Source organism: Priestia sp. YIM B13490 (assembly GCF_042787735.1).
Lineage (GTDB): Bacteria > Bacillota > Bacilli > Bacillales > Bacillaceae_H > Priestia > Priestia megaterium.
Genome location: NZ_JBHZOT010000020.1, coordinates 23,199 through 49,286, shown reverse-complemented (window position 1 = coordinate 49,286; position 26,088 = coordinate 23,199). Strand labels below are relative to the sequence as shown.

The window sequence follows — 26,088 nt, the reverse complement described above, 5'->3', positions numbered from 1 at the left end:
AACACGGAAGTTAAGCTCTTTAGCGCCAATGGTAGTTGGGACTTTGTCCCTGTGAGAGTAGGACGTTGCCAGGCACCCGAAAAAGGACTAGCTATTTTAGCTAGTCCTTTTTTTATTATTCACAGAGTATAAGCTATCTACATAAAATGGGGTAAATGAAGTGCATAAAGAAGTTACATCTTGTCGATACTTATTTAGTGGAGGTGGAGAGTAATGGAAAAACAAATTAAAACATGTTCCGTTTGTCATGAACAGCATACAAAGGGTATTGAGGTGTTTTCCAGCTTTATATGCCAACACTGCGAGGTAGAGATTGTAGAGGTGGATTCATCTCATTTTCGTTATCAATTGTTAGTAAATCAATTAAAGAGAATATCAGGAGCGTTTTCTTACTAAGAGCCCTTTTTTATAAGGGCTTCTTTATATGGCTCAAAAAAATCAACTAAGTTTGTTATAATGAAAGAAAAATCAATTTTGATAGAAAAAATACTTACATATTCTTTTATCAAGTTAGCAATGTTATATTTACAAAAAGTAAGGAATGGATGTATGGATACATATTTACCTTTATATAACCGTTTAGTAAGGCACAGCGAAAAGAGGTCACTCTCTTATCACGTGCCCGGCCATAAAAATGGTCAAATTCTACCTTCATATATTCAGTCTTCTTACGCAGACTTTTTGCAATACGATCTAACAGAAATTAGCGGATTAGATGATTTACATGAAGCAGAATCTGTTATTAAAGAAGCACAAGATTTAACGGCAAAGTTGTATGGAGTAGATGAAAGCTTTTTTTTAGTTAATGGTTCTACTGTAGGCAATCTCGCCGCGATTTTATCCCTTTGTCAAGAAGGAGATAAAATTGCTGTTCAAAGAGATTCTCATAAATCTATTTTTAATGCTATTGCTTTATCAAAGGCATCACCTATTTTTTTAGCTCCTGAAATAGATTCAAAAACACATCTTAGTACAGGTGTATCCATTAAAACAATTAAAGCAGCTGTAGAGGGTTCTGAGGATATAAAAGCATTTGTATTAACAAATCCTACTTACTATGGGGTGGCGCGAGATCTAAAGGAGATCATTGACTTTATTCATGGCTACAATATTCCTATAATTATTGATGAAGCTCATGGAGCCCACTTTATTTTAGGTAATCCTTTTCCGTCGTCAGCTGTTACGTATGGAGCGGATCTTGTTGTTCAGTCAGCACATAAAACGCTGCCTGCTATGACTATGGGTTCTTATTTACATATTCAGGGGACGTTGATAAATAAGCAAAGCGTTCGGCATTACCTACAAGTACTGCAGTCAAGCAGTCCCTCATACCCTATTATGGCTTCTCTTGATTTAGCACGGTATTATCTGCAGCAGTTTACTCAGCATGATATTGATAGAATGACTGATAATATTCATTCGTTTGTTGAAAAGATTAATGAGATTGATACACTTTCAACTATTGATGTGGAAACAGATCAAACTGCTACCGACCTTTTGAAAATGACGTTGACTTGTTCGGCTGCAACAGGATATCATTTGCAAAAGGAACTGGAAAAGCAAGATATTTATACAGAACTAGCTGACGTTAACTATGTATTGTTTGTTCTACCTTTGAGCAGCAGTTGGGATTTTAATGATACAATTAAGCGGGTTAGACAAGCAGTAGAGAATATACAGCGTAAGTCATATGAAAAACCAATAATCAAACCATTTCGTTTTTCAAGAGCAACGGTTCTCCTGCCTATGGAAGAAAGAAAACTAAGATCAAAGCATATGTGTTCGTTTGAAGAGGCGATTGGGTGTGTAAGCGCACAATCTGTTATTCCATATCCTCCTGGAATTCCCATTTTAATGGAGGGAGAAACGATTACAAGCAATCATATTGACTATATTTTGCATATTCAAAGGTTAAATGGTCATATTCAGGGCGGATCTTGTATGGAAGAAGGAAAGATAGAAGTATTTAAATAGAGAAAGGAATTTATACATGTCAGGAACGTTTATTACATTCGAAGGGCCAGAAGGTGCTGGTAAGACGACGATCATCCATATGGTTCAACAAAAATTAATACAAGAGGGTTATACCATTGTATTAACAAGAGAACCTGGAGGCATACGAATTGCTGAACAAATTCGTGAAATCATCTTAAATCCATCTAATACGGAAATGGATGCCAGAACCGAAGCACTTCTTTATGCTGCGGCTAGAAGACAACATCTTGTAGAAAAAGTGATTCCTGAGCTAAATAAAGGGAATATAGTATTATGTGACCGTTTTATTGATAGCTCACTTGCTTATCAAGGAAATGCGCGGGGCATAGGCGTAGAAGATATTTTTGCTATCAATCAATTTGCTATTGAGCAAACGATGCCACAGGCCACTTTATATTTTGATATTGAGCCTGAGGTAGGATTAGAAAGAATTAATAAAGGTCGAAAAGATGAGATTAATCGATTAGATTTAGAATCCTTAGACTTTCATTATAAAGTACGAGATGGATATTTATCTCTTTTGAGTGAATTTCCAGAGCGTATTCGACGAATTGATGCAAATCAATCCGTTGAAAAAGTCTGTGAAGAAGCTTATAAACAAATAAAATTGATTTTAAAATAAATACAGATGATTGTTATTCTTGCTATACTATTCTTAACAAAAAGTAAAATGAGGTGTTATTCATGAAATTAGTAATGACCGTTATTCAAGATTCAGATAGCTCAAAGCTTTTAAATGCACTTGTAGAAAGAGGGTTTCGTTCAACCAAATTATCAAGTACGGGCGGATTTTTAAAATCAGGGAATACAACAATTATGATTGGTACGGATGATCATAAAGTAGATGAAGTACTTGATATTATTAAGGGCCAATGTGAAAACCGCAGACAGATGATTTCTCCTGTGGCACCGATGGGCGGTAATGCAGATTCATACATTCCGTATCCTGTTGAAGTTGAAGTGGGCGGAGCTACAGTATTCGTACTACCAGTAGATCAATTTCATCAATTTTAAGAGAGAAGATTTTAAATAGAAAGTGATGATTGAATGGGAAATACATGGGAACAGCTTGAAGCTCTTCAGCCGAACGTATTAAAGATTTTGCAAAACAGCTTACTTAAAGAGCGAGTTGCTCATGCTTATTTATTTGAAGGAAGCAAAGGAACAGGTAAAAAACAAATTAGTTTTTTGTTTGCTAAAGCGCTGTTTTGCCAAAATCCAGTTAATCATAGGCCATGCCATGAGTGCAGTAACTGCCGGCGAATTGATTCAGGTAATCATCCAGATATTCACTTGATTGAGCCAGCTGGTTTATCGATTAAAAAAGAGCAAATTCAATTTTTGCAATCAGAATTCACAAAAACCGGTGTTGAATCTAATAAAAAGTTATATATTGTGAATCATGTTGATAAAATGACAGTAAGCGCAGCAAATAGTTTACTGAAATTTTTAGAAGAGCCTGGCAACGGAACTTATGCAGTTTTATTAACAGAAAATATACAGCGCTTATTAGATACGATTATCTCACGTTGCCAAGTAATATCATTTCGATCTCTTACACCAGAACAGTTAGCTGAAAAACTAGTAGAAAATGGCCTTTCCGCAGTAGATGCGTCCATCTTGTCTAATTTAACAAACAGCATTGATGAAGCAATTGAATTAAGTAAAGATGAATGGTTTGGACTTGCAATAAAGTTAGTGATACAATTATATGAAGTGTTAACAACGAGACCTCAACAAGCTCTTCTTTTTATTCATGAAAAGTGGGTAACACATTTTAAAGAAAAAGAACAAGCACATATTGGTTTAACTTTATTGATGCTTCTTTATCGTGATTTGTTGACGCTGCAAGTTGGACAAGAGTCTAAAATCGTCTATCGTCATAAAATAGAAGAATTAAAACAGCAAGCTCTTCAGACAACGCAGGAAAAAGCGATTTATCGCTTAGAGGTTATCTTGAAGGCCAAAAATAAATTAAATTCAAATATGAATCTACAGTTATTAATGGAACAGCTGGTGTTGGATTTGCAGGAGGGATAAAAGCTTGTATGATGTAGTAGGCGTTCGCTTTAAAAAAGCGGGAAAAATATATTATTTTGACCCTGGAGAACTTACAATTCCAGATGGTGAGTTTGTTATTGTAGAAACAGTTCGTGGTGTTGAATTTGGCAGAGTGGTTATTAATAAAAAGCAAGTAAGTGAACACGATGTCGTACTTCCTTTGAAAAAAGTAATCCGCATTGCCGAACAAAAAGACAGGCTGATTGTGGATGAAAATAAACAAGCTGCTAGAGAAGCGTATGACGTATGCGTGCAAAAAATTCAATCACACGATTTAGATATGAAGTTAGTAGATGTAGAATATACGTTTGATCGTAATAAAGTCATTTTTTATTTTACAGCAGACGGCCGTATTGATTTTAGAGAGTTAGTTAAAGATTTAGCTGCTATTTTCCGTACGCGAATTGAGCTTCGTCAAATCGGTGTACGAGATGAGGCAAAACTGTTGGGCGGGATAGGTCCTTGTGGCCGTATGCTATGTTGCTCAACGTTTTTAGGTGATTTTGAGCCGGTTTCTATTAAGATGGCCAAAGACCAAAACCTATCGCTTAATCCAACGAAAATTTCTGGTTTATGCGGACGTTTGATGTGTTGTTTAAAATATGAAAATGATGAGTATGAAACGGCAAAAGAACAGCTTCCTGATATAGGCTCAACAATTAAAACTTCAGATGGTTCAGGACGTGTAGTGGGTTTGAATATTTTGGAAAGAATTATTCAAGTGGAACTGTCAGATCACGAACAAATTTTAGAGTATACTCTGGATGAGATCAATAATGAAGGTGCTGTTTCGTTTCAAGCCACAGATTAACGAGGTGGGCAAAGGTGGATAAAAAAGAGATTTTTGATTCGGTGACAAACATGGAGGAACAAATTGGTCATTTATATAAGCAGTTAGGTGAGTTGAAAGAGCATCTTGCTGAGCTAATTGAAGAAAATCATCACCTGCAAATAGAAAATGATCATTTGCGCCGTCGCCTTGACCAGACAAACTTCGAAACGAAGCTGAAAAATAGACATTCAAAAGCAAGCGCTCAAACAAAAGAGCAAAAACAAATTGATATCGGAGAAGGATATGACAATTTGGCTCGCCTTTACCAAGAGGGTTTTCATATTTGTAACATTCATTATGGAAGTGTGCGTAAAGATGGAGACTGTTTGTTTTGCTTGTCATTTTTAAATAAAAAGTAACACCACCTCTCCCTTTTGGAGAGGTTCTTTTTATGAGTAAAAGATGTAAATAATAGATGTACAAGGAGAAGAACGACTATGGTTGAGTTATATGGAGATGAACGTTTAGATTATCTATTAGCCGATGAGGAGATGCGCATTATTCAAAGTCCGTCTGTCTTTTCCTTTTCATTGGATGCTGTGCTTTTATCTCACTTTGCTTATGTCCCAATTCGTAAAGGTAACTTGGTTGATTTATGTTCAGGAAACGGTGTAATCCCCCTGTTTTTATCTAAACGAACAAATGGAAAAATTATTGGTGTAGAAATTCAAGAGCGGCTACATAGTATGGCGCAAAGAAGTATTGTGTATAATCAGCTCGATGGGCAGATTAAAATGATACATGGTGATTTAAAAAATGCGCCTCAAGAACTGGGTTATGGAAAATATGATGTTGTAACATGTAATCCTCCTTATTTCACCACATCCAATAAAGAAGAGATAAATGAAAACGAACACTTTGCAATCGCTCGCCACGAAATTCATTGTTCGTTGGAAGATGTGATTAGAGCCAGCAGTCAACTAGTGAAGCAAGGCGGAAAAGTGGCATTAGTTCACCGTCCAGGAAGACTGTTAGATATCGTTACGTTAATGAGGCAGTACCGTTTAGAGCCAAAGAGACTTCAGTTTGTCTATCCTAAAGATGGGAAAGAAGCAAATACACTTTTAATTGAAGGTACGAAGGATGGAAGTCCAGATTTAAAGATTCTTCCTCCGCTGGTGGTCTACCAAGATAATGATGAATACACGGACGAATTAAAAAGGATTTTATATGGAACAAAATAATCATTATTTTTACGTAGTTGAATGCAAGGACTGTACGTATTACGCTGGTTACACGAATAATTTGCAAAAACGTATTTCTGTCCATAATGAAGGAAAAGGGGCAAAATATACGAGAGCAAGAAGGCCTGTTTCATTAATTTGGCATGAGGTGTTTACTTCTAAAACAGAAGCTATGCAAAAAGAATATTGGTTCAAACAGTTAAGCAGAGTGAAAAAACAGGCTTACATTCGAAGGGAGCAAGAAAAGCAGAATGAAATCACAAAAAAGTTATGATGTATCGAATGAACGAGGCGTTTTATATTTAGTTCCCACTCCTATTGGAAACTTAGAGGATATGACATTTCGTGCGATTCGAATTTTAAAAGAAGTTGATTATATTGCCGCAGAAGATACGAGACAAACGAAAAAACTATGTAACCACTTTGAGATCGATACACCTATTACAAGTTATCATGAACATAATAAACATACAAAAAGTGAACAGCTGTTAAGCGACTTAGACAGTGAAAAAAATATTGCTTTAGTAAGCGACGCGGGCATGCCTTGTATTTCAGATCCTGGTTATGAGTTAGTGGTAGCTGCCGTTAAAGAAGGATATACGGTTGTTCCGCTGCCGGGGCCTAACGCAGCATTAACAGCTTTAATTGCTTCGGGACTACCTACGGGGCAGTTTTACTTTTATGGATTTTTAAACAGAAATAAAAAACAGCGTAAAGAACAGCTTCAAGAGCTTCAGTATATTAAGGAAAGCATGATATTTTATGAAGCTCCTCATCGATTAAAAGAAACGCTAAAGAGTATAGAAGAAATTTTAGGGAACCGATCTATTGTGTTATGTAGAGAGTTAACAAAACGTTATGAAGAATTTTTAAGAGGAAGTGTATTAGAAGCAATTGAATGGACAAATGCTACAGATATTAGAGGCGAATTTTGCTTAATTCTTGAAGGGACAAATGAAGAAGCGCCAGATGAAAGTAATCTATGGTGGGAACAGCTCACCATTATTGAGCATGTTGATCACTATGTAGAAGAAGGACTTTCAAACAAAGAAGCTATTAAGCAAGTGGCAAAAGACCGAGATGTGTCAAAGCGAGACATTTATAGTGAATATCACGTACATTAAAAAAAGCTGTCTATCATAGACAGCTTTTCGTTTTATTTAGAAGCTTGTAAAGAATCTTGAAGTTCTTTCATGATTTGTTCTGCACCTTCACGGCTTAGAATTAATTTGCCGCTAGCAAGTTGAATGTTATCATCAGATACTTCACCTGTTACTTGGCAAGTCATGTTTGGTTTGTATTTTTTTAAGATGATGCGCTCTTCATCTACATAGATTTCTAGAGCATCTTTCTCTGCAATTCCTAATGTACGTCGTAATTCAATTGGAATTACTACGCGTCCTAATTCATCAACTTTACGAACAATACCTGTAGATTTCATATTAATCGTTCTCCTCTCAGTAATCATTTTTCTATGTTATTACTTTCGTCATTATTCGACAATTTCAACGTACTTTCATAATACCAGCGTTTCCAAAACTAGTCAATCATTTTATATGTAAAAAAATGTAGCTGGTAAAAAATTTTTTTCTCGACTTGTTTACAAGCTAATTGTGACCGTCAGTCAAGGAATGACAAGGGGTTTCATTGGAAAAAAGATTAATCGTCTAAATAGCTTGATATTAACTATTTTGAAGATAGGGTAAATATAATTCGACATAAAACGACAAAATTAGACCTATTTGTCGTTTTCATCAAAGTGACTTTTTGAATGAGGGTATATTTTATATAAAAATAGGGCGAAGCTGATACAATTAACAGGATTATTTTTTGGGAAAATAACGATTATTTAAAAATGAAGTGAATCCGTCATATTCCCGCGTATATAGGAAGAGAATGTTTTGAAATTATCATGTAAAATAGTATGATAGATAGTAGAATAAGAAGACAGGGTTTATATGATTACATACATATAAATCAAAATGTTGAAATGGAATGTTGGAGGTTATGAACATGGCAGATGGAAATAATACATTTTATATTACTACGCCGATTTATTATCCGAGTGGTAAATTACATATAGGGCATGCATACACGACGGTAGCGGGAGATGCAATGGCTCGTTATAAACGTTTGAGAGGGTTTGACGTACGTTATTTAACAGGTACAGATGAACATGGTCAAAAAATTCAGCGAAAAGCAGAAGAGAAAAACGTGACACCTCAGCAATACGTAGATGATATTGTATCTGGAATCAAAGAGCTGTGGGATAAGATGGATATTTCGTATGATGATTTTATCCGTACAACAGAACCAAGACATAAAGAAATCGTGGAAAAGATTTTCGCGCGTCTTTTAGAACAAGGTGATATTTATCTTGATGAGTATGAAGGTTGGTATTCAGTTCCCGATGAGACGTACTATACAGAGCATCAACTAGTAGATCCAATCGTTGAAAATGGAAAAGTTGTAGGCGGAAAAAGCCCGGATAGCGGACACCCTGTAGAGCTCGTTCGAGAAGAGTCCTATTTCTTTAAAATGGGGAAATACGTAGATCGTTTACTAGCTTTTTATGAAGAAAACCCTTCATTTATTCAACCAGAGTCCCGTAAAAACGAAATGATCAATAATTTTATTAAGCCTGGCCTTGAAGACTTAGCTGTTTCGCGTACGACGTTTGATTGGGGGGTAAAAGTTCCAGGTAACCCAAAACACGTTATTTACGTATGGATTGATGCGCTCTCTAACTATATCACCTCTCTTGGGTATGATACAGAGAACGATGAAAACTATCGAAAATATTGGCCGGCTAACGTACATTTAGTAGGAAAAGAAATCGTACGTTTCCATACTATTTATTGGCCAATCATGTTGATGGCCCTTGATTTGCCACTTCCTAAGAAAGTATTTGCTCACGGCTGGTTATTAATGAAAGATGGAAAGATGTCGAAGTCAAAAGGGAATGTAGTAGACCCAGTGACATTGATTGACCGCTATGGACTGGATGCCCTTCGTTACTACTTACTTCGTGAAGTTCCATTCGGTTCAGACGGCGTATTTACACCAGAAGCGTTTGTTGAACGTATTAACTTTGACTTAGCAAATGATCTTGGCAACCTAGTTAATCGTACAGTGGCGATGATTAATAAGTATTTTGATGGTGTTATTCCAACTTATGAAGGTAATGTAACAGAGTTTGATGCACTTATCGTCCAAGCTCAAAAAGATACAGTGAACAAATATGAAGAAGCGATGGAAGATATGGAGTTTTCAGTGGCTCTTGCTTCTATCTGGCAATATGTAAGCCGCACGAATAAATACATTGATGAAACGCAGCCTTGGGCGTTAGCAAAAGATGAGAATAAGCGTGCAGAACTTGCTTCTGTTATGACACATCTAGCTGAATCAATTCGTCACATTGCGGTATTGCTGCAGCCATTCTTAACGCGTACACCTGAGAAGATTTTTGCTCAGATTGGTGTAAAAGAAGATGTGTTAAAAACGTGGGAAAGCACAACGCGTTTTAATATGCTGAAAGAAGGCACAAAAGTAGAAAAAGGTGAGCCAATGTTCCCTCGTCTAGATCGAGAAGAAGAGGTAGCGTTTATTAAAGAGCAGATGCAAGGGAGTGCTCCAAAGGAAGAAAAACCTGTTGTGAAGGAAGAGCCTTCTGAAGAGATTATGATTGATGATTTCATGAAAGTAGAGCTTCGTGTAGCGCAAGTTACGCAAGTAGAACCAGTTAAAAAAGCAGATAAACTATTAAAGCTGCAGCTTGATCTTGGCTATGAAAAACGCCAGGTTGTCTCAGGTATTGCCAAGTTTTATAAGCCTGAAGAATTAGTAGGTCGAAAAGTAATTTGTGTAACCAACTTAAAACCTGTGAAACTGCGCGGTGAACTATCACAAGGAATGATTTTAGCGGGGGAAGATGAGAACGGTCTTTCACTAGCAAGCGTAGATCAAAACTTAGCAAACGGCACGAAGATAAAATAAGTACACGAAGATAAAATAAGTATAGGTAAAAGGGGTGTTTCACGTGTAACATGCGAGGACCCCCTTTTATTCATGGAAAGGATCGATTAGATGTTATTTGATACACATGTTCATTTAAACGCAGAACAGTATGAAGATGATTTGCAAGAAGTAATTAATCGTGCGTTAGAAAAAGGTGTTCAAAACATGGTAGTTGTTGGATTTGATGAACCTACCATTAAAAAGGCTATTCAAATAGCTGAAACGTATGACTTTATCTATGCGAGTGTAGGATGGCATCCAGTAGATGCAGTTGATATGACGGATGAGCACTTAGCTTGGATTGAAAAGTTAGCTCAGCATCCGAAAGTTGTTGCTTTAGGAGAAATGGGATTAGACTACCATTGGGATAAATCACCTAAAGAGGTTCAAAAGGACGTATTTCGCCGTCAAATTCGCTTAGCTCGCAAAGTGAATTTACCTATCATTATCCATAATCGTGATGCAACCGAAGACGTGGTAACCATTTTAAAAGAAGAGCACGTAGAAGAAGTTGGCGGGATTATGCATTGCTTCACGGGCAGTATTGAAGTAGCGAAGCAGTGTATGGATATGAATATGTATATTTCTTTCGGTGGACCTGTTACTTTTAAAAATGCGAAAAAACCAAAAGAAGTTGCTACAGAGCTTCCTTTAGATAAACTATTAATTGAAACAGACTGTCCTTATCTGACTCCTCATCCATTCCGCGGCAAGCGCAATGAACCTGGTTATGTTTCATACGTAGCAGAGCAAATTGCAGAGTTAAAAGGGATAACGTATGAAGAATTAGCTGATATTACAACAGCTAACGCTAAAAAGCTATTTGGAATTAATGATTAAAACTTTTTCTCATATAACAATCATTTTCGTGTTAAAGTAAAGATAGGCGCAGAGGAGAATGTTATCCTCTGCCTTTTTCAGTTAAAATAACAGGTAGATGTTTTTTAATTTAGTTGATAATAAGATAAAACGTTGATTTCATAGAAGAAAAATGATGTGCGCAATGAGCATTTCATTTTTACTGAAAAGCAAATGAACAAAACTGAATGTTTTGGAGGAAGCAATGAAGATTAAAGAAATTATTGTAGTAGAAGGCCGAGATGACACTGTAGCAATTAAACGTGCAGTGGATGCGGATACCATCGAGACAAATGGATCAGCTGTAAATGAAGAAACCATTGAGAAAGTAAAATTAGCTCAAAAAACACGAGGCGTGATTATTTTTACAGATCCAGATTATCCAGGACAGCGAATTCGAAATATTGTTTCAGAACGTGTTCCCGGATGTAAACATGCATTCTTAGATAAAGAAGAGGCTCGTCCTAAAAATGGCAAAGGTATTGGAGTTGAACATGCTTCTATTGCATCTATTCAAAAAGCACTAAAAGATGTGAAGCAAGAGTGGATGGGGGCAGCTATGGAGATTTCTCAAGAGGATTTAATCATAGCTCGTTTGATAGGAGATAGTAAAGCCAAGTCTCGACGTGAAAGAATAGGGAAGTTATTAAAAATTGGTTATGCCAACGGAAAGCAGCTCCATAAACGATTACACATGTTCCAAATTTCAAAAGAGGACTTTATCAGAGCTGTTGAGCAGATAAATAAGGAGGAAAAGGGATCGTGTTAAAAGATATTGCAACGCCTAATCGAACCAAGGAAATTTTAAAGAAATACGGTTTTACATTTAAAAAGAGTTTGGGACAAAATTTTTTAATTGATACGAACATTTTACATCGTATTGTTGATCATGCGGAAATAACAGAAGAAACGGGAGCTATTGAGATTGGACCTGGTATCGGGGCCTTAACTGAACAGCTAGCAAAGCGCGCAAAAAAAGTGCTGGCATTTGAAATCGATCAGCGTTTGCTTCCGATTTTAGCTGATACTCTTTCTCCTTACTCAAATGCAAAAGTTATTCATCAAGATGTGTTAAAAGCGGATTTAAAAGGGACGCTCGAACAAGAATTCGAAAACATAGAAGATTTAATGGTCGTTGCGAATTTACCGTATTACGTGACGACACCCATTTTGATGAAGTTATTAGAAGAGCAAATTCCGGTACGTGGAATCGTCGTTATGCTTCAAAAAGAAGTTGCTGACCGTATAGCAGCTAAACCGGGAACAAAAGAGTACGGTTCACTTTCTATTGCTATTCAATACTATACAGAGGCTGAGACGGTTATGATTGTGCCTAAAACAGTGTTTAATCCGCAGCCTAATGTAGACTCAGCTGTTATTCGATTGTTAAGAAGACCGAAGCCAGCGGTAGAAGTCCAAGATGAAGCATTCTTCTTCCAAGTTGTACGAGCAAGCTTCGGACAGCGCCGAAAAACAATTTTAAACAATCTAGTGAACAACTTGCCAAATGGAAAGCAGAAAAAAGCGGACATTGAACAAGCACTTTCAACTGCTGAAATTGATCCGAAACGAAGAGGCGAAACGTTATCTATTCAAGAATTTGGAAAGCTAAGTGATCAACTTTTAAAATCATTTCGCTAAATTATCACATTTTTATCATGAAGTCATAGGCTATGAAGAGAATTTATTTTTGAAGTAGCAAAGACGGAGTGAAGCATATGAACATCAAAATTGGTGATATAGTTACACGACCTTCTTATCAAAGAGATTTGCTTTTTCGTGTTATAGCTATTAATGACAGCGAAACGGGGAAATATGCGACTTTAATAGGAGAAGACGTTCGGTTGATTGCGGACGCTCCTTGTACAGATCTAGAGGTTGTGGATGCTAAAGAACAGGATCAAAGAAAGAAGCAAGAAGAAGAACTTTTAGAAAGATCCTTGGAGCTTATTCAACAGGATTATCGGCTCGTTCGAGAGAAAACTGAATATAGCATGACAAATGGATACAGCCATTCACATCGCTTATTTCAAATTCCAGGAAAGGTCCTGCACGTAGACGGAGACCCTAATTATTTACGTAAATGTTTGTTGGTTTACGAAAAAATTGGTGTTCCTGTTTATGGTGTTCATTGCGTTGAGTCAGAAATGCCTGAGAAGGTTGGAAAGCTAATTGAGGATGTAAGACCCGATATTCTAGTGCTGACAGGTCATGATGCCTATTCCAAAGGAAAAGGAAATAAAGATGACCTCCTTGCTTATAGACATTCCAAGCACTATATTCAAACAGTCCAAGAAGCAAGAAAAAGAGTTGGTAATTTAGATCAGCTGGTGATTTTTGCAGGTGCCTGTCAATCGCATTTTGAATTATTGATTCAAGCTGGAGCAAACTTTGCTAGTTCACCTTCACGTGTAAATATTCATGCTCTTGACCCTGTGTATGTAGTAGCAAAACTAAGTTTTACTCCTTTCACAGATCGTATTAATGTATGGGACGTCTTACGTAATACATTAACGGGTGCTAAAGGTTTAGGAGGAGTAGAAACAAAAGGGCTGCTTCGCACGGGCATGCCTTATGAAAGCGATGAGTAGAAATAAAAACAACTGGTTACAGCATGTACACGCATGATGTGCAACCAGTTGTTTTTTCGTATGAAGCCAAAGTATACGCTTAATTACACAAAACCATTTTCAATATTTGCTAAAGATATACATATTTCGTTGAAAAACGAGCATACTAACAGCGAAATGTAGATTCATGTTGAAAATTATTTATTGACACAATTAGAGATAGATTGTTATAATTTTATGTTTTTGACTATTTTTCTAACATGTGTTACACTATACATAGTGAGGTGGACCAATATGGCGAAAACTTTGTCTGATATTAAGCAAGCGCTGGATTTGCACCTAGGCCAACGATTAACTTTAAAAGCAAACGGTGGTCGTAGAAAAACAGTAGAACGTTCAGGTGTATTAACAGAAACGTACCCATCTGTTTTTATCGTTGAATTAGATCAAGAGGAAAACTCTTTGGAGCGCGTTTCGTATAGTTACGCAGATGTGTTAACGGAAACAGTGCAACTGAAATTTTTCTAAGAATGACATAGGCAATATAGCAAGTGGTGATGAGCAGTGGACATTGGTTTACTGCTTTTTTATTGGTCTTTTTTTCAAATTATATATGCATTATTTTTTATACATACTATACATATCGTCCTCGCGTTTCTTATGTAAAAGAGCGAGGAGATTCAGGTTGAAATTTCATTTTATACGTAAAGGAGCCATGTGCAATGTCAAGGCGTAGAGGGATTATGTCATCGAAGCTGAAAGAAGAACTGGCTAAAGAACTTGGTTTTTACGATACTGTACAAGCAGAAGGCTGGGGCGCTATCCGGGCAAAAGACGCAGGCAATATGGTGAAGCGAGCTGTAGAGCTTGCACAGCAGCAGCTGAAGCAATAGCATAGTGAAAATCAATGCTTACACGACTATTTAAAGTGAAATGAGGAAAACCGAAGTGTATAACCGCTTCGGTTTTTTTGTCCCAAAATGAAAGATAAAACAGAGGATTAAACAAAGATGTTTAAATGAACAGCTATATCTTGTTCATTTTATGATAAAATAGCGTTAAACTCGATAAGATGAAGTAGGTGAAGTAAGTTGAAATTAATGGTGAAAGCACCGGCTAAAATAAATTTGTCACTTGATGTGTTACATAAACGTCCAGATGGTTACCATGAAGTTAAGATGATTATGACAACAATTGATTTAGCGGACAGAATTGAACTTTCTGACCGTGAAGATGGACGAATTGTTATCTATTCTCATAATCGCTTTGTTCCAGATGACCAGCGAAATCTCGCTTATCAGGCAGCGCAGATTTTGAAGCGACGTTATAACATTTCAAAAGGTGTAAATATATTAATTGATAAACATATTCCAGTAGCTGCTGGATTAGCTGGAGGCAGCAGTGACGCGGCTGCTACATTACGCGGTTTAAATACGTTATGGGAATTAGGGTTATCATTAGACACACTTGCAGAAATAGGGGCTGAGATTGGCTCTGACGTATCTTTTTGCGTGTACGGAGGGACAGCTCTTGCTACAGGGCGCGGAGAGATTGTAGAGCATATTGAGGCACCTCCAAGCTGCTGGGTGATTTTGGCTAAGCCTGAAATAGGTGTTTCTACAGCAGATGTATATCGAAACTTAAAAATTGAAGAGATGGATCATCCTAAAGTAGATGAGATGGTTCACGCCATACAATCAGGAAATTATGATCAAATGTGTAGCCTTGTAGGAAATGTATTGGAAGCAGTAACGCTGAAAATGCATCCAGAAGTAGCTCTCATTAAAGAACAAATAAAGCGTTTTGGCGCCGATGCTGTGCTCATGAGCGGCAGTGGGCCAACTGTATTTGGACTTGTACAGCATGATTCACGTATGCATCGCATTTATAATGGATTACGTGGCTTTTGTGATAAAGTTTATGCAGTTAGGCTACTAGGTGAACGAATAACGCTTGAATAAATCCGTATGTTAATGTTATATTTACATTACAATATTCGGATTTTCAGGAGGATGTTATGAAGTTTCGACGTAGTGGACGATTAATTGATATGACCAACTATTTCATTCAAAACCCTCAGCGCCTTATCCCTCTTACGTATTTTGCAGATAAATATGATTCCGCAAAATCATCTATTAGCGAAGATATGGCGATTATTAAACAAACTTTTGAACAGCAGGGTATCGGAACTTTGGTTACGCTACCAGGGGCTGCCGGCGGAGTTAAATTCATTCCAAAGATGACGAATGAAGAAGCCGGTCAGCTTGTTCAAGAATTATGTGGGTTGATTGAAAAACCTGAGCGTTTACTGCCAGGTGGATATTTATATTTAACTGATATTTTAGGGAACCCTCGCGTTGTGAATAAAATCGGTCGCTTGTATGCATCGCTTTTTGCTAACCGCAAAATCGATGTGGTGATGACTGTAGCAACAAAAGGTATTCCTATTGCGTATGCGGTTGCTCAGTATTTAGACGTGCCCGTTGTTATTGTGCGCAGAGACAGTAAAGTAACTGAAGGATCGACCGTTAGTATTAACTACGTGTCGGGTTCATCTAAGCGCATTCAAACAATGCTGTTAGCTAAAAGAAGTTTAGCGGTCGGGTCAAATGTACTCATCATTGATGATTTCATGAAAGCTGGCGGTACTGTAAATGGAATGGTTAGCTTGCTTGAAGAGTTCGATGCAACTGTTGCTGGTATTGGAGTTTTAGTAGAATCAGAAGATATTGAAGAACGTTTAGTGGATGAGTATGTGTCCCTTGTACAATTAACAGATGTAAATATCAAAGATAAACAAATTCGTGTACAAGAAGGCAATTACTTAAAATATATTTGATCAAGTAAGGGAGAGGAACATATGTTACAGGTTCAAACAAAAAATGCACCGCAAGCTATTGGTCCATATTCACAGGGAATTGTTGTGAATAACTTGTTTTACAGTTCAGGTCAAATTCCACTTCGTCCAGATGGTACGTTGGTCGAAGGAGATGTTCAAGTACAAGCTACTCAAGTATTTGAAAATCTAAAAGCAGTTCTTGAAGAAGCTGGAGCTTCTCTAAATACAGTTGTAAAGGCAACCGTGTTCATTAAAGATATGAACGACTTCGCAGCGTTAAATGAAGTCTATGGCGACTACTTCGGGGACCATAAGCCGGCACGTTCATGTGTAGAAGTTGCGAGACTACCTAAAGATGTACTTGTTGAAATTGAAGTTATTGCGCTTGTTAAAGGGTAATTAAATTAACAAATTTCTAACAAAAAGCAAGTAACTTCCAATTGTTCACTTTTTTTGCGAAAATTTTCTAAAAATTTTTTCTGAATAGCAGGAAAACACAAAATTCTGTGGAATTAAGTATGTAAAGCTTCGCATAGAAAAAGGTGGTGAACAAGATGGAAGTAACTGACGTAAGATTACGCCGCGTGAACACTGAAGGACGTATGAGAGCGATTGCTTCAATCACATTAGATGGTGAATTTGTTGTTCATGATATTCGTGTGATTGATGGTAATAATGGCTTATTTGTAGCCATGCCAAGTAAACGTACACCGGATGGTGAGTTCCGTGATATTGCACATCCAATCAATTCAAATACTCGCGGAAAGATTCAAGATGCTGTTTTAGCAGAATATCATCGTTTAGGTGAGGTAGAAGTTGAATTCGAAGAAGCGGGTGCTTCGTAAACATATGATACATTAAGAGTCTACTGAAAAGTAGGCTCTTTTCTTTTTGATTACCACTTATATAATTTCACACCTTTGTAAAACTTTAGCATTACCAAAAAATAAAATTCATGACTTATAAATGATTCCTTGAAATGCTGTCATTTTTGATATAATATTCTTAATGGATAAAAAGGTAAAATTGGAGGCCTGTTATGTCAAAAAGATATGCAGTCATATTGGCAGCTGGTCAGGGTACACGTATGAAGTCATCTTTATATAAAGTGTTACACCCTGTGTGTGGCAAACCGATGGTGCAACACGTAATTGATCAGTTATCACGTTTGGATTTAACAAATTTAATTACAGTTGTAGGTCACGGTGCCGAAAAAGTGAAATCACATGTTGGAGATAAAAGCTTATTTGCTTTACAAGAAGAGCAGTTAGGAACAGCTCATGCAGTAATGCAAGCAGAATCTTTACTTGCACATGAAAAAGGTACGACAATTGTTGTATGTGGAGATACTCCGCTTATTACAGCTGAAACAATTGAATCTTTATTAAAGCATCATGAAGCAACAAATGCAATGGCAACTATTTTAACAGCTCATGCAGAAGATCCAACAGGATATGGACGCATCATTCGAAATGAACAAGGGTCTGTTGAAAAGATTGTGGAGCATAAAGATGCCACAGAACAAGAGCGTCTTGTACAGGAAATTAATACTGGTACGTATTGTTTTGATAATGAGAAATTATTTGAGACACTTTCAAAAGTTTCAAATGATAATGTACAGGGAGAGTATTATTTACCTGATGTTATCGAAATTCTAAAAAATGAAGGTCAAATTATTTCTGCATATCAAACATCCGATTTTGCTGAAACATTGGGCGTTAATGATCGATTTGCTCTGTCTCAAGCAGAAGAAACAATGAAAAAGCGCATCAACAAGCAGCATATGTTAAATGGAGTGACGATTGTGGATCCTTCTAACACGTACATTTCAGCAGATGCTGTCATTGGCAGAGATACGGTTATTTATCCTGGTACGGTTATTCAAGGAACAGTTGTAATTGGAGAGAATTGTGAAGTAGGACCTAACAGTGAAATTAAAGACTGCAAAATAGGTAATAATACTTCTATTCGCCATTCTGTTGCTCACGATAGTGAAATTGGTCACGAAGTCACAATTGGCCCATTTGCACATATTCGTCCTCAATCATTAATTGGAGATGAAGTGCGCGTAGGAAACTTTGTAGAAATTAAAAAAGCATCTTTTGGCAAAGGTAGCAAAGCTTCTCATTTAAGTTATATTGGAGACGCAGAGGTCGGAAAAGGTGTAAACTTAGGGTGCGGATCTATTACAGTTAACTACGATGGGAAAAATAAATTTTTAACAAAGATTGAAGATGGGGCATTCGTAGGATGTAACTCAAACTTAATTGCACCTGTAACAATTGGTGAAGGCGCCTATGTTGCAGCTGGTTCAACCATAACGGATGATGTGCCAGGAAAAGCATTATCAATTGCTCGTGCGAAACAAGTAAATAAAGAAAACTATGCTGAAAAGCTTGATATTAATAAAAAATCCTGACGGAGGTTTCACAATAAAATGTCAAATGTATATGCTGATGAAAATTTAAAGTTATTTACGCTAAATTCAAACAAGGCTTTAGCTGAAGAGATCGCAAAAGTAATTGGTGTGGAATTAGGTAAATGTTCGGTTGATCGTTTCAGTGACGGTGAAATTCAAATTAACATTGAAGAAAGTATCCGTGGTTGTGATGTATTTATCATTCAATCAACAAGTGCTCCAGTTAACGAACACTTAATGGAATTATTAATTATGATTGATGCATTAAAACGTGCATCAGCTAAAACAATTAACATCGTTATGCCTTACTATGGCTATGCTCGTCAGGATCGTAAAGCTCGTGCACGTGAACCAATCACTGCCAAATTAGCAGCAAATATCATTGAAAAAGCGGGAGCTACTCGTATTATCACATTAGATTTACATGCTCCTCAAATTCAAGGTTTCTTCGATATTCCAATTGACCATTTAGTAGGTGTTCCAATTTTAGGTGAATACTTCAAAAGTAAAAACCTTGATGACGTTGTTGTTGTATCTCCGGACCACGGTGGCGTAACGCGTGCTCGCCGTTTAGCGGAACGTCTAAAAGCGCCGATTGCTATCATTGACAAACGTCGCCCACGTCCAAACGTAGCAGAAGTTATGAACATTGTTGGACAAGTGGAAGGAAAAACAGCAATCTTGATTGATGATATGATTGATACAGCTGGTACAATTACAATTGGTGCAAGTGCATTAATTGAAGCAGGTGCAAAAGAAGTATATGCTTGTTGTACACACCCAGTACTTTCAGGCCCTGCGATTGAGCGTATTCAAAACTCTACAATCAAAGAGCTAGCTGTAACAAACTCTATTGCTTTAACAGAAGATAAGAAAATTGATAAAGTAACAGAACTTTCAGTAGCTCCGTTAATCGGTGAAGCGATTATTCGTGTTCACGAAGAGCAATCAGTTAGTACATTATTTGATTGATAAACAGAACCTCTTTCCATTTGGAAAGAGGTTTTTTTGAAAAAAATTTAAATGTGCTAACCCTTGATTTTAAAGCGCTTTGGACGGAAAGAACAAAGATATATTACTGTTCAAACTGGGTTTCATGTTTAGCAACCTTCTAAAAAGGGTACATTTTAAGTAGAAAACATACTGGAAGGTGAATAAAATGAGTATTTCAATTCAAGCAAATAAAAGAACGGATTTCAAAAATTCTACAAATAGAAAGATTCGCGACGAAGGAAACTTCCCAGCGGTTGTTTACGGAAATAAAACAGAATCCACACCTATTTACTTAAACAGTGCTGATTTTATTAAGACTATTCGTGAAGCAGGACGCAATGGAGTGTTAACATTACAAGTGGATAAGCAAAAATATTCCGTAATGTTACATGATATTCAAACTGATCCATTAAAAAACGAAATTGTCCACGCCGATTTCCAAGTGGTCGACATGAAGAAAGAAATTGATACTGAAGTTTCTTTATCTCTAGTAGGAGAAGCAAAAGGAACAAAAGAAGGCGGCGTATTACAGCAGTCTCTATATGAAATTTCATTAAAAGGCTTGCCGCAGGATATCCCATCGTCTATTGACGTAGATGTATCAGAGTTAGGAATTAATGATACAATCACAGTAGCGGATATTAAGGTAGATAAAAAGCTAGAAATTACGCATGATGCAGAAGATACAGTTGCTTCTGTGCTACCTCCTCAACAGGAAGAAGAGCCAGACAGCGGCGAAGTTCAGGATGCTAAAGGCGATGTTGAAGCAACAAAAGAAAAAGATAACGAAGAATAATATAAAAAGACGTAACCAAAAGGTTACGTCTTTTTGTGTGAATTGATTATAATAAAAGTGATACTATATAGTAATGTAAAACATTAAAGACATTTACCTATTATGTACAACTTACATAGAGTGGAAAGGAGTATCTATTTTGAAATTAATCGTTGGTTTAGGGAATCCTGGAAAAGAATATGACCGTACCCGTCATAACATAGGATTTATGGCAATTGATAAAATTGCTGAACAGTTTATGATTTCATTAGATAAAACAAAGTTTAACGGAATATATGGAACAGGTATAATAAAAGGAGAAAAAGTCATATTATTAAAGCCTCTAACATATATGAATTTATCAGGAGAAAGTATTCGCCCGTTAATGGACTATTTTGATATAGACGTCGAAGACTTGCTTGTTATTTACGATGACTTAGATTTACCGTGCGGAAAAGTAAGATTGCGTACAAAAGGAAGTCCGGGCGGCCATAACGGAATAAAATCAATTATTCAGCATTTAAAAACCCAAGAGTTTAACCGGATTCGTATTGGAATCGATCGTCCGAAAAATGGTATGAAAGTAGTTGATTACGTACTAGGGCGCTTTACAGAAGATGAAATGGTTCATATGGAAGAAGCGATGAAAACGTCTGTACACGCGAGTGAGGATTTTTTAGGTAAACCGTTCTTAGAAGTAATGAATCGCTATAATTAAGTAGAATAAAATTTCTCTCAATCGTCCATACTAACACTAAAAGATTTGGGAGGATTTGTATGTCTATTCATTATTTCTGTAGACATTGTGGCGCAAAAGTCGGTATGATAGAAAAGACAGCTCACAATACAGAAGCACTCGGTTTTAATCACCTAACCGCAGATGAACGAAAAGACTTTATTCACTACCATAATAGTGGAGATATCGTGGTTAAAATTATTTGTGAAGACTGTCAAGAAGCGCTAGAACGAAATCCAGACTATCATCAGTACGAAACATTTATACAATAAAAAGCTTTGGTCTCAAACCAAAGCGTTTTTCTGTTTAGTTTAGACATATCATGGGAGGAGGGAATTCCTTTGCGAGGGATTAGACAGCAATTTGAAGAAAATAAAGAAATTGGAGCTGTTGTCAGCAGTTTAGAAGAAGGTTTGAAAGAACAGTTAGTAACGGGAATTTCCGGTTCAGCTCGATCTGTATTAATGGCACTCTTAAATGAGGATAAAAAATACCCCTTATTAGTAGTGACTCATAATTTATATCAAGCTCAAAAAGTGTATGAAGACCTTTTGCATCTTTTACCGGAAAAAGACGTTTTCTTATACCCTGTTAACGATTTAGTTGCTACAGAAGTGGGGATTGCAAGTCCAGAATTAAAGGCTCAGCGAATTGAAGTACTCAATTATTGGAGTCAACATACAGGTGGAGTAGTTGTAACACCGCTTGCAGGAATTCGAAAGCTGCTGCCTCCTAAAGCAAGATGGGAGCAAACACAGCTGCCGTTTCAAATGGGAATTGACATCGACGTTGATCATTATTTAAAAAGGTTAGTTGAGTTGGGCTATGAGCGGGCATCGATGGTTTCAGCTCCGGGTGAGTTTAGTGTGCGCGGAGGAATCATTGACATTTATCCGTTAACAGAAGAGCTACCTGTCCGAATTGAATTATTTGATACGGAGATTGATTCCATTCGTACTTTTACAATCGAGGATCAACGCTCTCAAGAGCAGTTAAAAGAAATTTCAATCGGCCCTGCTACGGAAATCATTGTGAATCAAAATGAAGTAGCCCAAGGAATTGAAGAACTAGAAGCACAGCTGGCTTCGACGCTGCAACAAGTAAAAAACGCAGCGCTAAAAGCTACCTTAACAGAAAATATTAAAGGTGAAATCGAACAGCTGCGTCAAGGCCAGCTTCTTGAAAATATGTTCAAGTATTTATCATTCTTCTACGAATCGCCTGCTAGTTTACTAGATTATTTACCAGAAGGCGGCCTTGTCATCTTTGATGAGACCACTCGAATTCAAGAAACGTCTGATCAGCTTGAAACAGAGGAAGCTGAATGGATAACCGAATTATTAGGACAGGGGCAAATTGTTCGAGACGTTCAATTATCTCATAAGCTCCCATCTCTTATTCAGCGAGCAAAACATCAGTTTTTATACTTATCGTTATTTTTGAAGCACGTATCGTATACTAGTCCGCAAAATATTATTAATATTTCATGTAAGCAGATGCAGCAGTTTTACGGCCAAATGAACTTATTAAAAAGTGAAATTGAACGTTGGAAAAATGCTAATTATACGGTAGTCCTCTTAGGAGCAGATAAAGAGCGCGTGAAAAAACTTGAAGGTGTGCTGGCAGATTATGATATTGATTCATCTATTTTAGATGGAAATGGTCAGCTTGTGCCAGGTCTTGTTCAAATCATTGAAGGCGATTTACAAATGGGCTTTGAACTGCCGATGCAAAAATTAGCTGTTTTAACCGAGGAAGAATTGTTTAAAAAACGGGTAAAGAAATCAAAGCGTCGTCAAAAGCTTTCCAATGCAGAGCGTATTAAAAGCTATTCAGAGTTAAACGTAGGTGACTATGTCGTACACGTGAACCACGGTATTGGCCGTTACTTAGGAATGGAAACGTTAGAGATTAACGGTAATCATAAAGATTATATCCATATCAAATATGAAGGCTCTGACAAGCTGTACGTTCCTGTTGAACAGATTGATCAAGTACAAAAATATGTAGGCTCTGAAGGGAAAGAGCCAAAAGTATATAAACTTGGCGGAAATGACTGGAAGAAAGTGAAACGAAAAGTTGAGTCTTCTGTTCAAGACATCGCTGATGACTTAATTAAACTGTATGCAGAGCGTGAAGCAAGTAAAGGTTATGCATTTTCTCCGGATGGCGATTTACAGAGAGAATTTGAAACAGCTTTCCCTTATCAAGAAACCGAAGATCAGCTTCGTTCTGTACAAGAAATTAAAAAGGATATGGAACATGAAAGACCAATGGATCGTCTGCTTTGCGGAGACGTTGGATATGGAAAAACGGAAGTAGCCATTCGTGCTGCGTTTAAAGCTGTGACAGATGGAAAACAAGTGGCTATTTTAGTGCCAACCACTATTTTAGCTCAGCAGCATTATGAAACCATCCGTGAGCGTTTTCAAGACTATCCAATCAACATTGGGCTGTTGAGCCGCTTTCGCAGCCGTAAACAGCAGCAAGAAACAATTAAAGGGTTAAAAAACGGGACCGTAGATGTAGTGATTGGTACACATCGTTTACTATCTAAAGACGTGATTTATAAAGATTTAGGATTGTTAGTTATCGATGAAGAGCAGCGTTTTGGTGTAACGCACAAGGAAAAAATCAAGCAAATGAAAGCAAACGTTGATGTCCTTACACTTACAGCAACGCCTATTCCACGAACATTACATATGTCTATGTTGGGCGTAAGGGATTTGTCTGTTATTGAAACGCCGCCTGAAAATCGTTTTCCGGTTCAAACATATGTAGTGGAGTATAATCCGGTTCTAGTTCGTGAAGCGATTGAGCGTGAGTTAGCGCGTGATGGCCAAGTTTACTTTTTATATAATCGCGTAGAAGATATTGAACGAAAAGCAGAAGAAATTTCGATGCTCGTGCCTGATGCTAGGGTAACGTATGCCCACGGAAAAATGAATGAAACCGAACTCGAAGCGGTTATTTTAAGCTTTTTAGAAGGCGAATATGACGTGATTGTGAGTACAACCATTATCGAAACGGGAGTAGATATTCCAAATGTAAATACGCTTATTGTCAACAACGCTGATAAGATGGGATTATCACAACTGTACCAATTAAGAGGGCGTGTAGGTCGTTCAAACCGCGTGGCATATGCGTACTTTACGTATCACAAAGACAAAGTACTGACAGAAGTAGCTGAAAAGCGTCTGCAAGCTATTAAAGAATTCACCGAATTAGGTTCTGGTTTTAAAATTGCTATGCGTGATCTTTCAATACGTGGTGCCGGAAACTTACTGGGTGCTCAGCAGCATGGATTTATCGATTCTGTCGGTTTCGATCTCTACTCGCAAATGCTTAAAGAAGCGATAGAGGAAAGACGCGGGTCTGACGGAGAAAATGTGAAATTTAATGTAGAAATGAATCTGGACTTAGACGCGTATATTCCTGATCAGTACATTACAGACGGCCGCTTGAAAATTGAGATGTATAAGCGCTTTAGAGGAATTGAAGCACTAGAGGATATTCAAGAATTGCAGGATGAAATGATTGATCGTTTTGGTGAGTATCCGGCTGAGGTTGAGTATTTGTTTAAAGTAGCGGAAACAAAAGTATATGCAACGCAGAACTTAGTAGAATCTATTCTTCAGTCAAAACAAGAAATTTCTATTCTGCTGTCTGAAGAAGCGAGCTCAACGGTAGACGGCCAAAAATTATTCATGCTAGGTGATCAATTTGGCAGAATGGTCAGCTTAGGTATGGAAGGCAAGAAAGTAAAATTAGTGGTTAATGTAAAAGGACTTGCTCAAAAAGAATGGCTCAATATTGTGTACCAGTTAGTAAAAGGAGTAGCCACTGTTAAAAAAGAACAAGTTACGAATTAAAAAGAAGGCTCATTTTTGAGCCTTCTTTTTATATAGCCGAAATAAAAATACCCAAATCCCCATGTTTTGGCGGTTTTTTGGACATTTTTTTAATAAAAGCACACTTTTTAACAAAAAAAGAGATGGTTGGTGAATAGAAGTTGTAGAGTGAAGAATACTAACCTCAACAAAGGTGAACCTTTTATCATATAGCCATCAGTGATATTCACCAACTATTTTAATCATCATATGAAAGAGAGGCTTCAATGAATGAAAGCAACAGGTATTGTTCGTCGTATTGATGATTTGGGTCGCGTTGTGATTCCAAAAGAAATTAGAAGAACGCTTCGCATCCGAGAGGGAGATCCCCTAGAGATTTTCGTCGATCGCGATGGAGAAGTTATTTTAAAGAAATATTCGCCAATTAGTGAATTAGGAGACTTTGCAAAAGAGTATGGCGAAGCGCTATACGATAGCTTGGGTCATCCTGTACTTATTTGTGACCGCGATGTATTTATTGCGGTAGCAGGAAGTTCTAAAAAAGAATACTTAAATAAAAACATTAGTTCGTTAGTGGAATCTGTTATGGAAAGCCGCAGTTCTTCTTTAGTAACTGATGGGAAAAACCTTGAATTTGTCGATGGATACGAAGAAAATATTTCTTCTTACACAATCGGTCCGATTATTGCAAATGGAGATCCGATTGGAGCTGTTGTCATTTTCTCAAAAGATAAGTCCCTTGGTGAAGTAGAGCATAAAGCGGCCGAAACAGCAGCTAGCTTCTTATCTCGTCAAATGGAGCAGTAAGCGTAATTATCTTTATTTTACATTATTTACTGAAAAGGTAGCAGTTTCTGCTGCCTTTTTCATGCTGTCTTACCTTAGAAATAAAGAGAACATGATATAATGGTACGGTATTTTATTTATTGGAAAGTGCAGGATGTTTTATAAGAACAAA

General features: G+C 37.1%; 29 protein-coding genes. 28 read left to right on the top strand and 1 reads right to left on the bottom strand.

All coding sequences use genetic code 11. The annotated features are described in order from the left end of the window. Positions 1–213 precede the first annotated feature (213 nt). The 10 genes from ACFX4R_RS27420 (at position 214) to rsmI (ending at position 7,196) form a co-directional block, all read left to right on the top strand. On the top strand, positions 214–396 hold the full coding sequence (locus ACFX4R_RS27420; RefSeq protein ID WP_013081329.1) for a sigma factor G inhibitor Gin: 183 nt from the start codon (positions 214–216) through the stop codon (positions 394–396). A 153-nt stretch (positions 397–549) separates the two neighbouring features. Beyond that, positions 550–1,974 (top strand): aminotransferase class I/II-fold pyridoxal phosphate-dependent enzyme, encoded by a 1,425-nt coding sequence (locus tag ACFX4R_RS27415; protein WP_043979049.1) that lies wholly within the window; start codon positions 550–552, stop codon positions 1,972–1,974. A 16-nt stretch (positions 1,975–1,990) separates the two neighbouring features. Then, on the top strand, positions 1,991–2,617 hold the full coding sequence (tmk, locus tag ACFX4R_RS27410; RefSeq protein WP_043979046.1) for a dTMP kinase: 627 nt from the start codon (positions 1,991–1,993) through the stop codon (positions 2,615–2,617). 62 nt (positions 2,618–2,679) lie between these two features. Continuing rightward, positions 2,680–3,009 (top strand): cyclic-di-AMP receptor, encoded by a 330-nt coding sequence (locus ACFX4R_RS27405; RefSeq protein ID WP_043979044.1) that lies wholly within the window; start codon positions 2,680–2,682, stop codon positions 3,007–3,009. 33 nt (positions 3,010–3,042) lie between these two features. Next, entirely contained in the window at positions 3,043–4,035 is a 993-nt protein-coding gene (gene holB, locus ACFX4R_RS27400) for a DNA polymerase III subunit delta' (RefSeq protein WP_025753146.1), read from the top strand. A gap of 4 nt (positions 4,036–4,039) precedes the next feature. Next, on the top strand, positions 4,040–4,867 hold the full coding sequence (locus tag ACFX4R_RS27395) for a PSP1 domain-containing protein (protein ID WP_013054847.1): 828 nt from the start codon (positions 4,040–4,042) through the stop codon (positions 4,865–4,867). 14 nt (positions 4,868–4,881) lie between these two features. After that, positions 4,882–5,247 (top strand): DNA replication initiation control protein YabA, encoded by a 366-nt coding sequence (gene yabA / locus ACFX4R_RS27390; protein WP_013054848.1) that lies wholly within the window; start codon positions 4,882–4,884, stop codon positions 5,245–5,247. A gap of 78 nt (positions 5,248–5,325) precedes the next feature. Beyond that, positions 5,326–6,072 carry a tRNA1(Val) (adenine(37)-N6)-methyltransferase gene (locus ACFX4R_RS27385; RefSeq protein ID WP_165575673.1) on the top strand — a complete coding sequence of 249 codons (747 nt, stop codon included), beginning with the start codon at positions 5,326–5,328 and terminating at the stop codon, positions 6,070–6,072. Further along, positions 6,059–6,346 carry a GIY-YIG nuclease family protein gene (locus ACFX4R_RS27380; RefSeq protein WP_043979037.1) on the top strand — a complete coding sequence of 96 codons (288 nt, stop codon included), beginning with the start codon at positions 6,059–6,061 and terminating at the stop codon, positions 6,344–6,346. The genes ACFX4R_RS27385 and ACFX4R_RS27380 overlap by 14 nt, the downstream gene beginning before the upstream one ends. Then, on the top strand, positions 6,324–7,196 hold the full coding sequence (gene rsmI / locus ACFX4R_RS27375) for a 16S rRNA (cytidine(1402)-2'-O)-methyltransferase (protein ID WP_016762698.1): 873 nt from the start codon (positions 6,324–6,326) through the stop codon (positions 7,194–7,196). Before ACFX4R_RS27380 ends, rsmI begins: the two co-directional genes overlap by 23 nt. A 32-nt stretch (positions 7,197–7,228) precedes the next feature. On the opposite strand, the gene ACFX4R_RS27370 is transcribed toward rsmI, so the two are convergent. Beyond that, positions 7,229–7,519: a transition state genes transcriptional regulator AbrB gene (locus tag ACFX4R_RS27370; RefSeq protein ID WP_170836841.1), complete on the bottom strand. Its 291-nt coding sequence runs from the start codon at positions 7,517–7,519 to the stop codon at positions 7,229–7,231. A 566-nt stretch (positions 7,520–8,085) separates the two neighbouring features. On the opposite strand from ACFX4R_RS27370, the gene metG reads away from it, so the two are divergent. The 18 genes from metG to spoVT all read left to right on the top strand — a co-directional run bounded on the left by metG (position 8,086) and on the right by spoVT (position 25,937). Beyond that, complete coding sequence (gene metG, locus ACFX4R_RS27365; protein ID WP_025601514.1) at positions 8,086–10,068, top strand: methionine--tRNA ligase; 1,983 nt, start codon at positions 8,086–8,088, stop codon at positions 10,066–10,068. 90 nt (positions 10,069–10,158) lie between these two features. Beyond that, the gene (locus ACFX4R_RS27360) at positions 10,159–10,929 is read left to right on the top strand and encodes a TatD family hydrolase (protein WP_013081336.1); all 771 of its coding nucleotides are present in this window, start codon (positions 10,159–10,161) and stop codon (positions 10,927–10,929) included. A gap of 223 nt (positions 10,930–11,152) precedes the next feature. Then, positions 11,153–11,716, top strand: a complete 564-nt coding sequence (gene rnmV, locus ACFX4R_RS27355) for a ribonuclease M5 (RefSeq protein WP_043979029.1) — start codon at positions 11,153–11,155, stop codon at positions 11,714–11,716. Further along, positions 11,710–12,588 (top strand): 16S rRNA (adenine(1518)-N(6)/adenine(1519)-N(6))-dimethyltransferase RsmA, encoded by an 879-nt coding sequence (rsmA, locus tag ACFX4R_RS27350; protein ID WP_013054856.1) that lies wholly within the window; start codon positions 11,710–11,712, stop codon positions 12,586–12,588. Before rnmV ends, rsmA begins: the two co-directional genes overlap by 7 nt. A 77-nt stretch (positions 12,589–12,665) precedes the next feature. After that, entirely contained in the window at positions 12,666–13,538 is an 873-nt protein-coding gene (gene yabG / locus ACFX4R_RS27345) for a sporulation peptidase YabG (protein WP_013081339.1), read from the top strand. A 273-nt stretch (positions 13,539–13,811) separates the two neighbouring features. Then, the gene (veg, locus tag ACFX4R_RS27340) at positions 13,812–14,045 is read left to right on the top strand and encodes a biofilm formation stimulator Veg (protein ID WP_013054859.1); all 234 of its coding nucleotides are present in this window, start codon (positions 13,812–13,814) and stop codon (positions 14,043–14,045) included. Positions 14,046–14,239: 194 nt separating this feature from the next. After that, complete coding sequence (locus ACFX4R_RS27335; RefSeq protein ID WP_013054860.1) at positions 14,240–14,410, top strand: small, acid-soluble spore protein, alpha/beta type; 171 nt, start codon at positions 14,240–14,242, stop codon at positions 14,408–14,410. 198 nt (positions 14,411–14,608) lie between these two features. Continuing rightward, positions 14,609–15,478, top strand: coding sequence for a 4-(cytidine 5'-diphospho)-2-C-methyl-D-erythritol kinase (ispE, locus tag ACFX4R_RS27330; protein WP_013054861.1), 870 nt, complete (start codon positions 14,609–14,611; stop codon positions 15,476–15,478). Between the two features lie 56 nt (positions 15,479–15,534). After that, on the top strand, positions 15,535–16,356 hold the full coding sequence (gene purR, locus ACFX4R_RS27325) for a pur operon repressor (RefSeq protein ID WP_013054862.1): 822 nt from the start codon (positions 15,535–15,537) through the stop codon (positions 16,354–16,356). A 21-nt stretch (positions 16,357–16,377) separates the two neighbouring features. Next, on the top strand, positions 16,378–16,755 hold the full coding sequence (locus ACFX4R_RS27320; protein WP_013054863.1) for a RidA family protein: 378 nt from the start codon (positions 16,378–16,380) through the stop codon (positions 16,753–16,755). 155 nt (positions 16,756–16,910) lie between these two features. Then, positions 16,911–17,201: a septation regulator SpoVG gene (gene spoVG, locus ACFX4R_RS27315; RefSeq protein ID WP_013054864.1), complete on the top strand. Its 291-nt coding sequence runs from the start codon at positions 16,911–16,913 to the stop codon at positions 17,199–17,201. Positions 17,202–17,395: 194 nt separating this feature from the next. Beyond that, complete coding sequence (gene glmU, locus ACFX4R_RS27310; protein ID WP_377571271.1) at positions 17,396–18,775, top strand: bifunctional UDP-N-acetylglucosamine diphosphorylase/glucosamine-1-phosphate N-acetyltransferase GlmU; 1,380 nt, start codon at positions 17,396–17,398, stop codon at positions 18,773–18,775. A gap of 18 nt (positions 18,776–18,793) precedes the next feature. Beyond that, on the top strand, positions 18,794–19,747 hold the full coding sequence (locus tag ACFX4R_RS27305) for a ribose-phosphate diphosphokinase (RefSeq protein ID WP_013054866.1): 954 nt from the start codon (positions 18,794–18,796) through the stop codon (positions 19,745–19,747). 187 nt (positions 19,748–19,934) lie between these two features. Next, positions 19,935–20,564: a 50S ribosomal protein L25/general stress protein Ctc gene (locus tag ACFX4R_RS27300; protein WP_075422331.1), complete on the top strand. Its 630-nt coding sequence runs from the start codon at positions 19,935–19,937 to the stop codon at positions 20,562–20,564. A gap of 139 nt (positions 20,565–20,703) precedes the next feature. Next, positions 20,704–21,261, top strand: a complete 558-nt coding sequence (gene pth, locus ACFX4R_RS27295) for an aminoacyl-tRNA hydrolase (protein ID WP_052500310.1) — start codon at positions 20,704–20,706, stop codon at positions 21,259–21,261. Between the two features lie 59 nt (positions 21,262–21,320). After that, complete coding sequence (fin, locus tag ACFX4R_RS27290; protein WP_013054869.1) at positions 21,321–21,551, top strand: anti-sigma-F factor Fin; 231 nt, start codon at positions 21,321–21,323, stop codon at positions 21,549–21,551. 69 nt (positions 21,552–21,620) lie between these two features. After that, complete coding sequence (gene mfd / locus ACFX4R_RS27285) at positions 21,621–25,151, top strand: transcription-repair coupling factor (protein ID WP_043979015.1); 3,531 nt, start codon at positions 21,621–21,623, stop codon at positions 25,149–25,151. A 249-nt stretch (positions 25,152–25,400) separates the two neighbouring features. Continuing rightward, positions 25,401–25,937 (top strand): stage V sporulation protein T, encoded by a 537-nt coding sequence (spoVT, locus tag ACFX4R_RS27280; protein WP_013054872.1) that lies wholly within the window; start codon positions 25,401–25,403, stop codon positions 25,935–25,937. Positions 25,938–26,088: the final 151 nt, after the last annotated feature.

Excerpts from the sequence above, each read along its gene's own strand:
- ACFX4R_RS27405 (WP_043979044.1), top strand. The coding sequence starts at position 2,680 with ATGAAATTAGTAATGACCGTTATTCAAGATTCAGATAGCTCAAAGCTT.
- spoVT (WP_013054872.1), top strand. The coding sequence starts at position 25,401 with ATGAAAGCAACAGGTATTGTTCGTCGTATTGATGATTTGGGTCGCGTT.
- fin (WP_013054869.1), top strand. The coding sequence starts at position 21,321 with ATGTCTATTCATTATTTCTGTAGACATTGTGGCGCAAAAGTCGGTATG.
- ACFX4R_RS27385 (WP_165575673.1), top strand. The coding sequence starts at position 5,326 with ATGGTTGAGTTATATGGAGATGAACGTTTAGATTATCTATTAGCCGAT.
- rnmV (WP_043979029.1), top strand. The coding sequence starts at position 11,153 with ATGAAGATTAAAGAAATTATTGTAGTAGAAGGCCGAGATGACACTGTA.
- ACFX4R_RS27335 (WP_013054860.1), top strand. The coding sequence starts at position 14,240 with ATGTCAAGGCGTAGAGGGATTATGTCATCGAAGCTGAAAGAAGAACTG.
- ACFX4R_RS27300 (WP_075422331.1), top strand. The coding sequence starts at position 19,935 with ATGAGTATTTCAATTCAAGCAAATAAAAGAACGGATTTCAAAAATTCT.
- purR (WP_013054862.1), top strand. The coding sequence starts at position 15,535 with ATGAAGTTTCGACGTAGTGGACGATTAATTGATATGACCAACTATTTC.
- ACFX4R_RS27415 (WP_043979049.1), top strand. The coding sequence starts at position 550 with ATGGATACATATTTACCTTTATATAACCGTTTAGTAAGGCACAGCGAA.
- metG (WP_025601514.1), top strand. The coding sequence starts at position 8,086 with ATGGCAGATGGAAATAATACATTTTATATTACTACGCCGATTTATTAT.
- yabG (WP_013081339.1), top strand. The coding sequence starts at position 12,666 with ATGAACATCAAAATTGGTGATATAGTTACACGACCTTCTTATCAAAGA.
- ACFX4R_RS27380 (WP_043979037.1), top strand. The coding sequence starts at position 6,059 with ATGGAACAAAATAATCATTATTTTTACGTAGTTGAATGCAAGGACTGT.
- ACFX4R_RS27305 (WP_013054866.1), top strand. The coding sequence starts at position 18,794 with ATGTCAAATGTATATGCTGATGAAAATTTAAAGTTATTTACGCTAAAT.
- spoVG (WP_013054864.1), top strand. The coding sequence starts at position 16,911 with ATGGAAGTAACTGACGTAAGATTACGCCGCGTGAACACTGAAGGACGT.
- rsmI (WP_016762698.1), top strand. The coding sequence starts at position 6,324 with ATGAAATCACAAAAAAGTTATGATGTATCGAATGAACGAGGCGTTTTA.
- holB (WP_025753146.1), top strand. The coding sequence starts at position 3,043 with ATGGGAAATACATGGGAACAGCTTGAAGCTCTTCAGCCGAACGTATTA.
- veg (WP_013054859.1), top strand. The coding sequence starts at position 13,812 with ATGGCGAAAACTTTGTCTGATATTAAGCAAGCGCTGGATTTGCACCTA.
- ACFX4R_RS27320 (WP_013054863.1), top strand. The coding sequence starts at position 16,378 with ATGTTACAGGTTCAAACAAAAAATGCACCGCAAGCTATTGGTCCATAT.
- ACFX4R_RS27420 (WP_013081329.1), top strand. The coding sequence starts at position 214 with ATGGAAAAACAAATTAAAACATGTTCCGTTTGTCATGAACAGCATACA.
- tmk (WP_043979046.1), top strand. The coding sequence starts at position 1,991 with ATGTCAGGAACGTTTATTACATTCGAAGGGCCAGAAGGTGCTGGTAAG.
- glmU (WP_377571271.1), top strand. The coding sequence starts at position 17,396 with ATGTCAAAAAGATATGCAGTCATATTGGCAGCTGGTCAGGGTACACGT.
- ACFX4R_RS27360 (WP_013081336.1), top strand. The coding sequence starts at position 10,159 with ATGTTATTTGATACACATGTTCATTTAAACGCAGAACAGTATGAAGAT.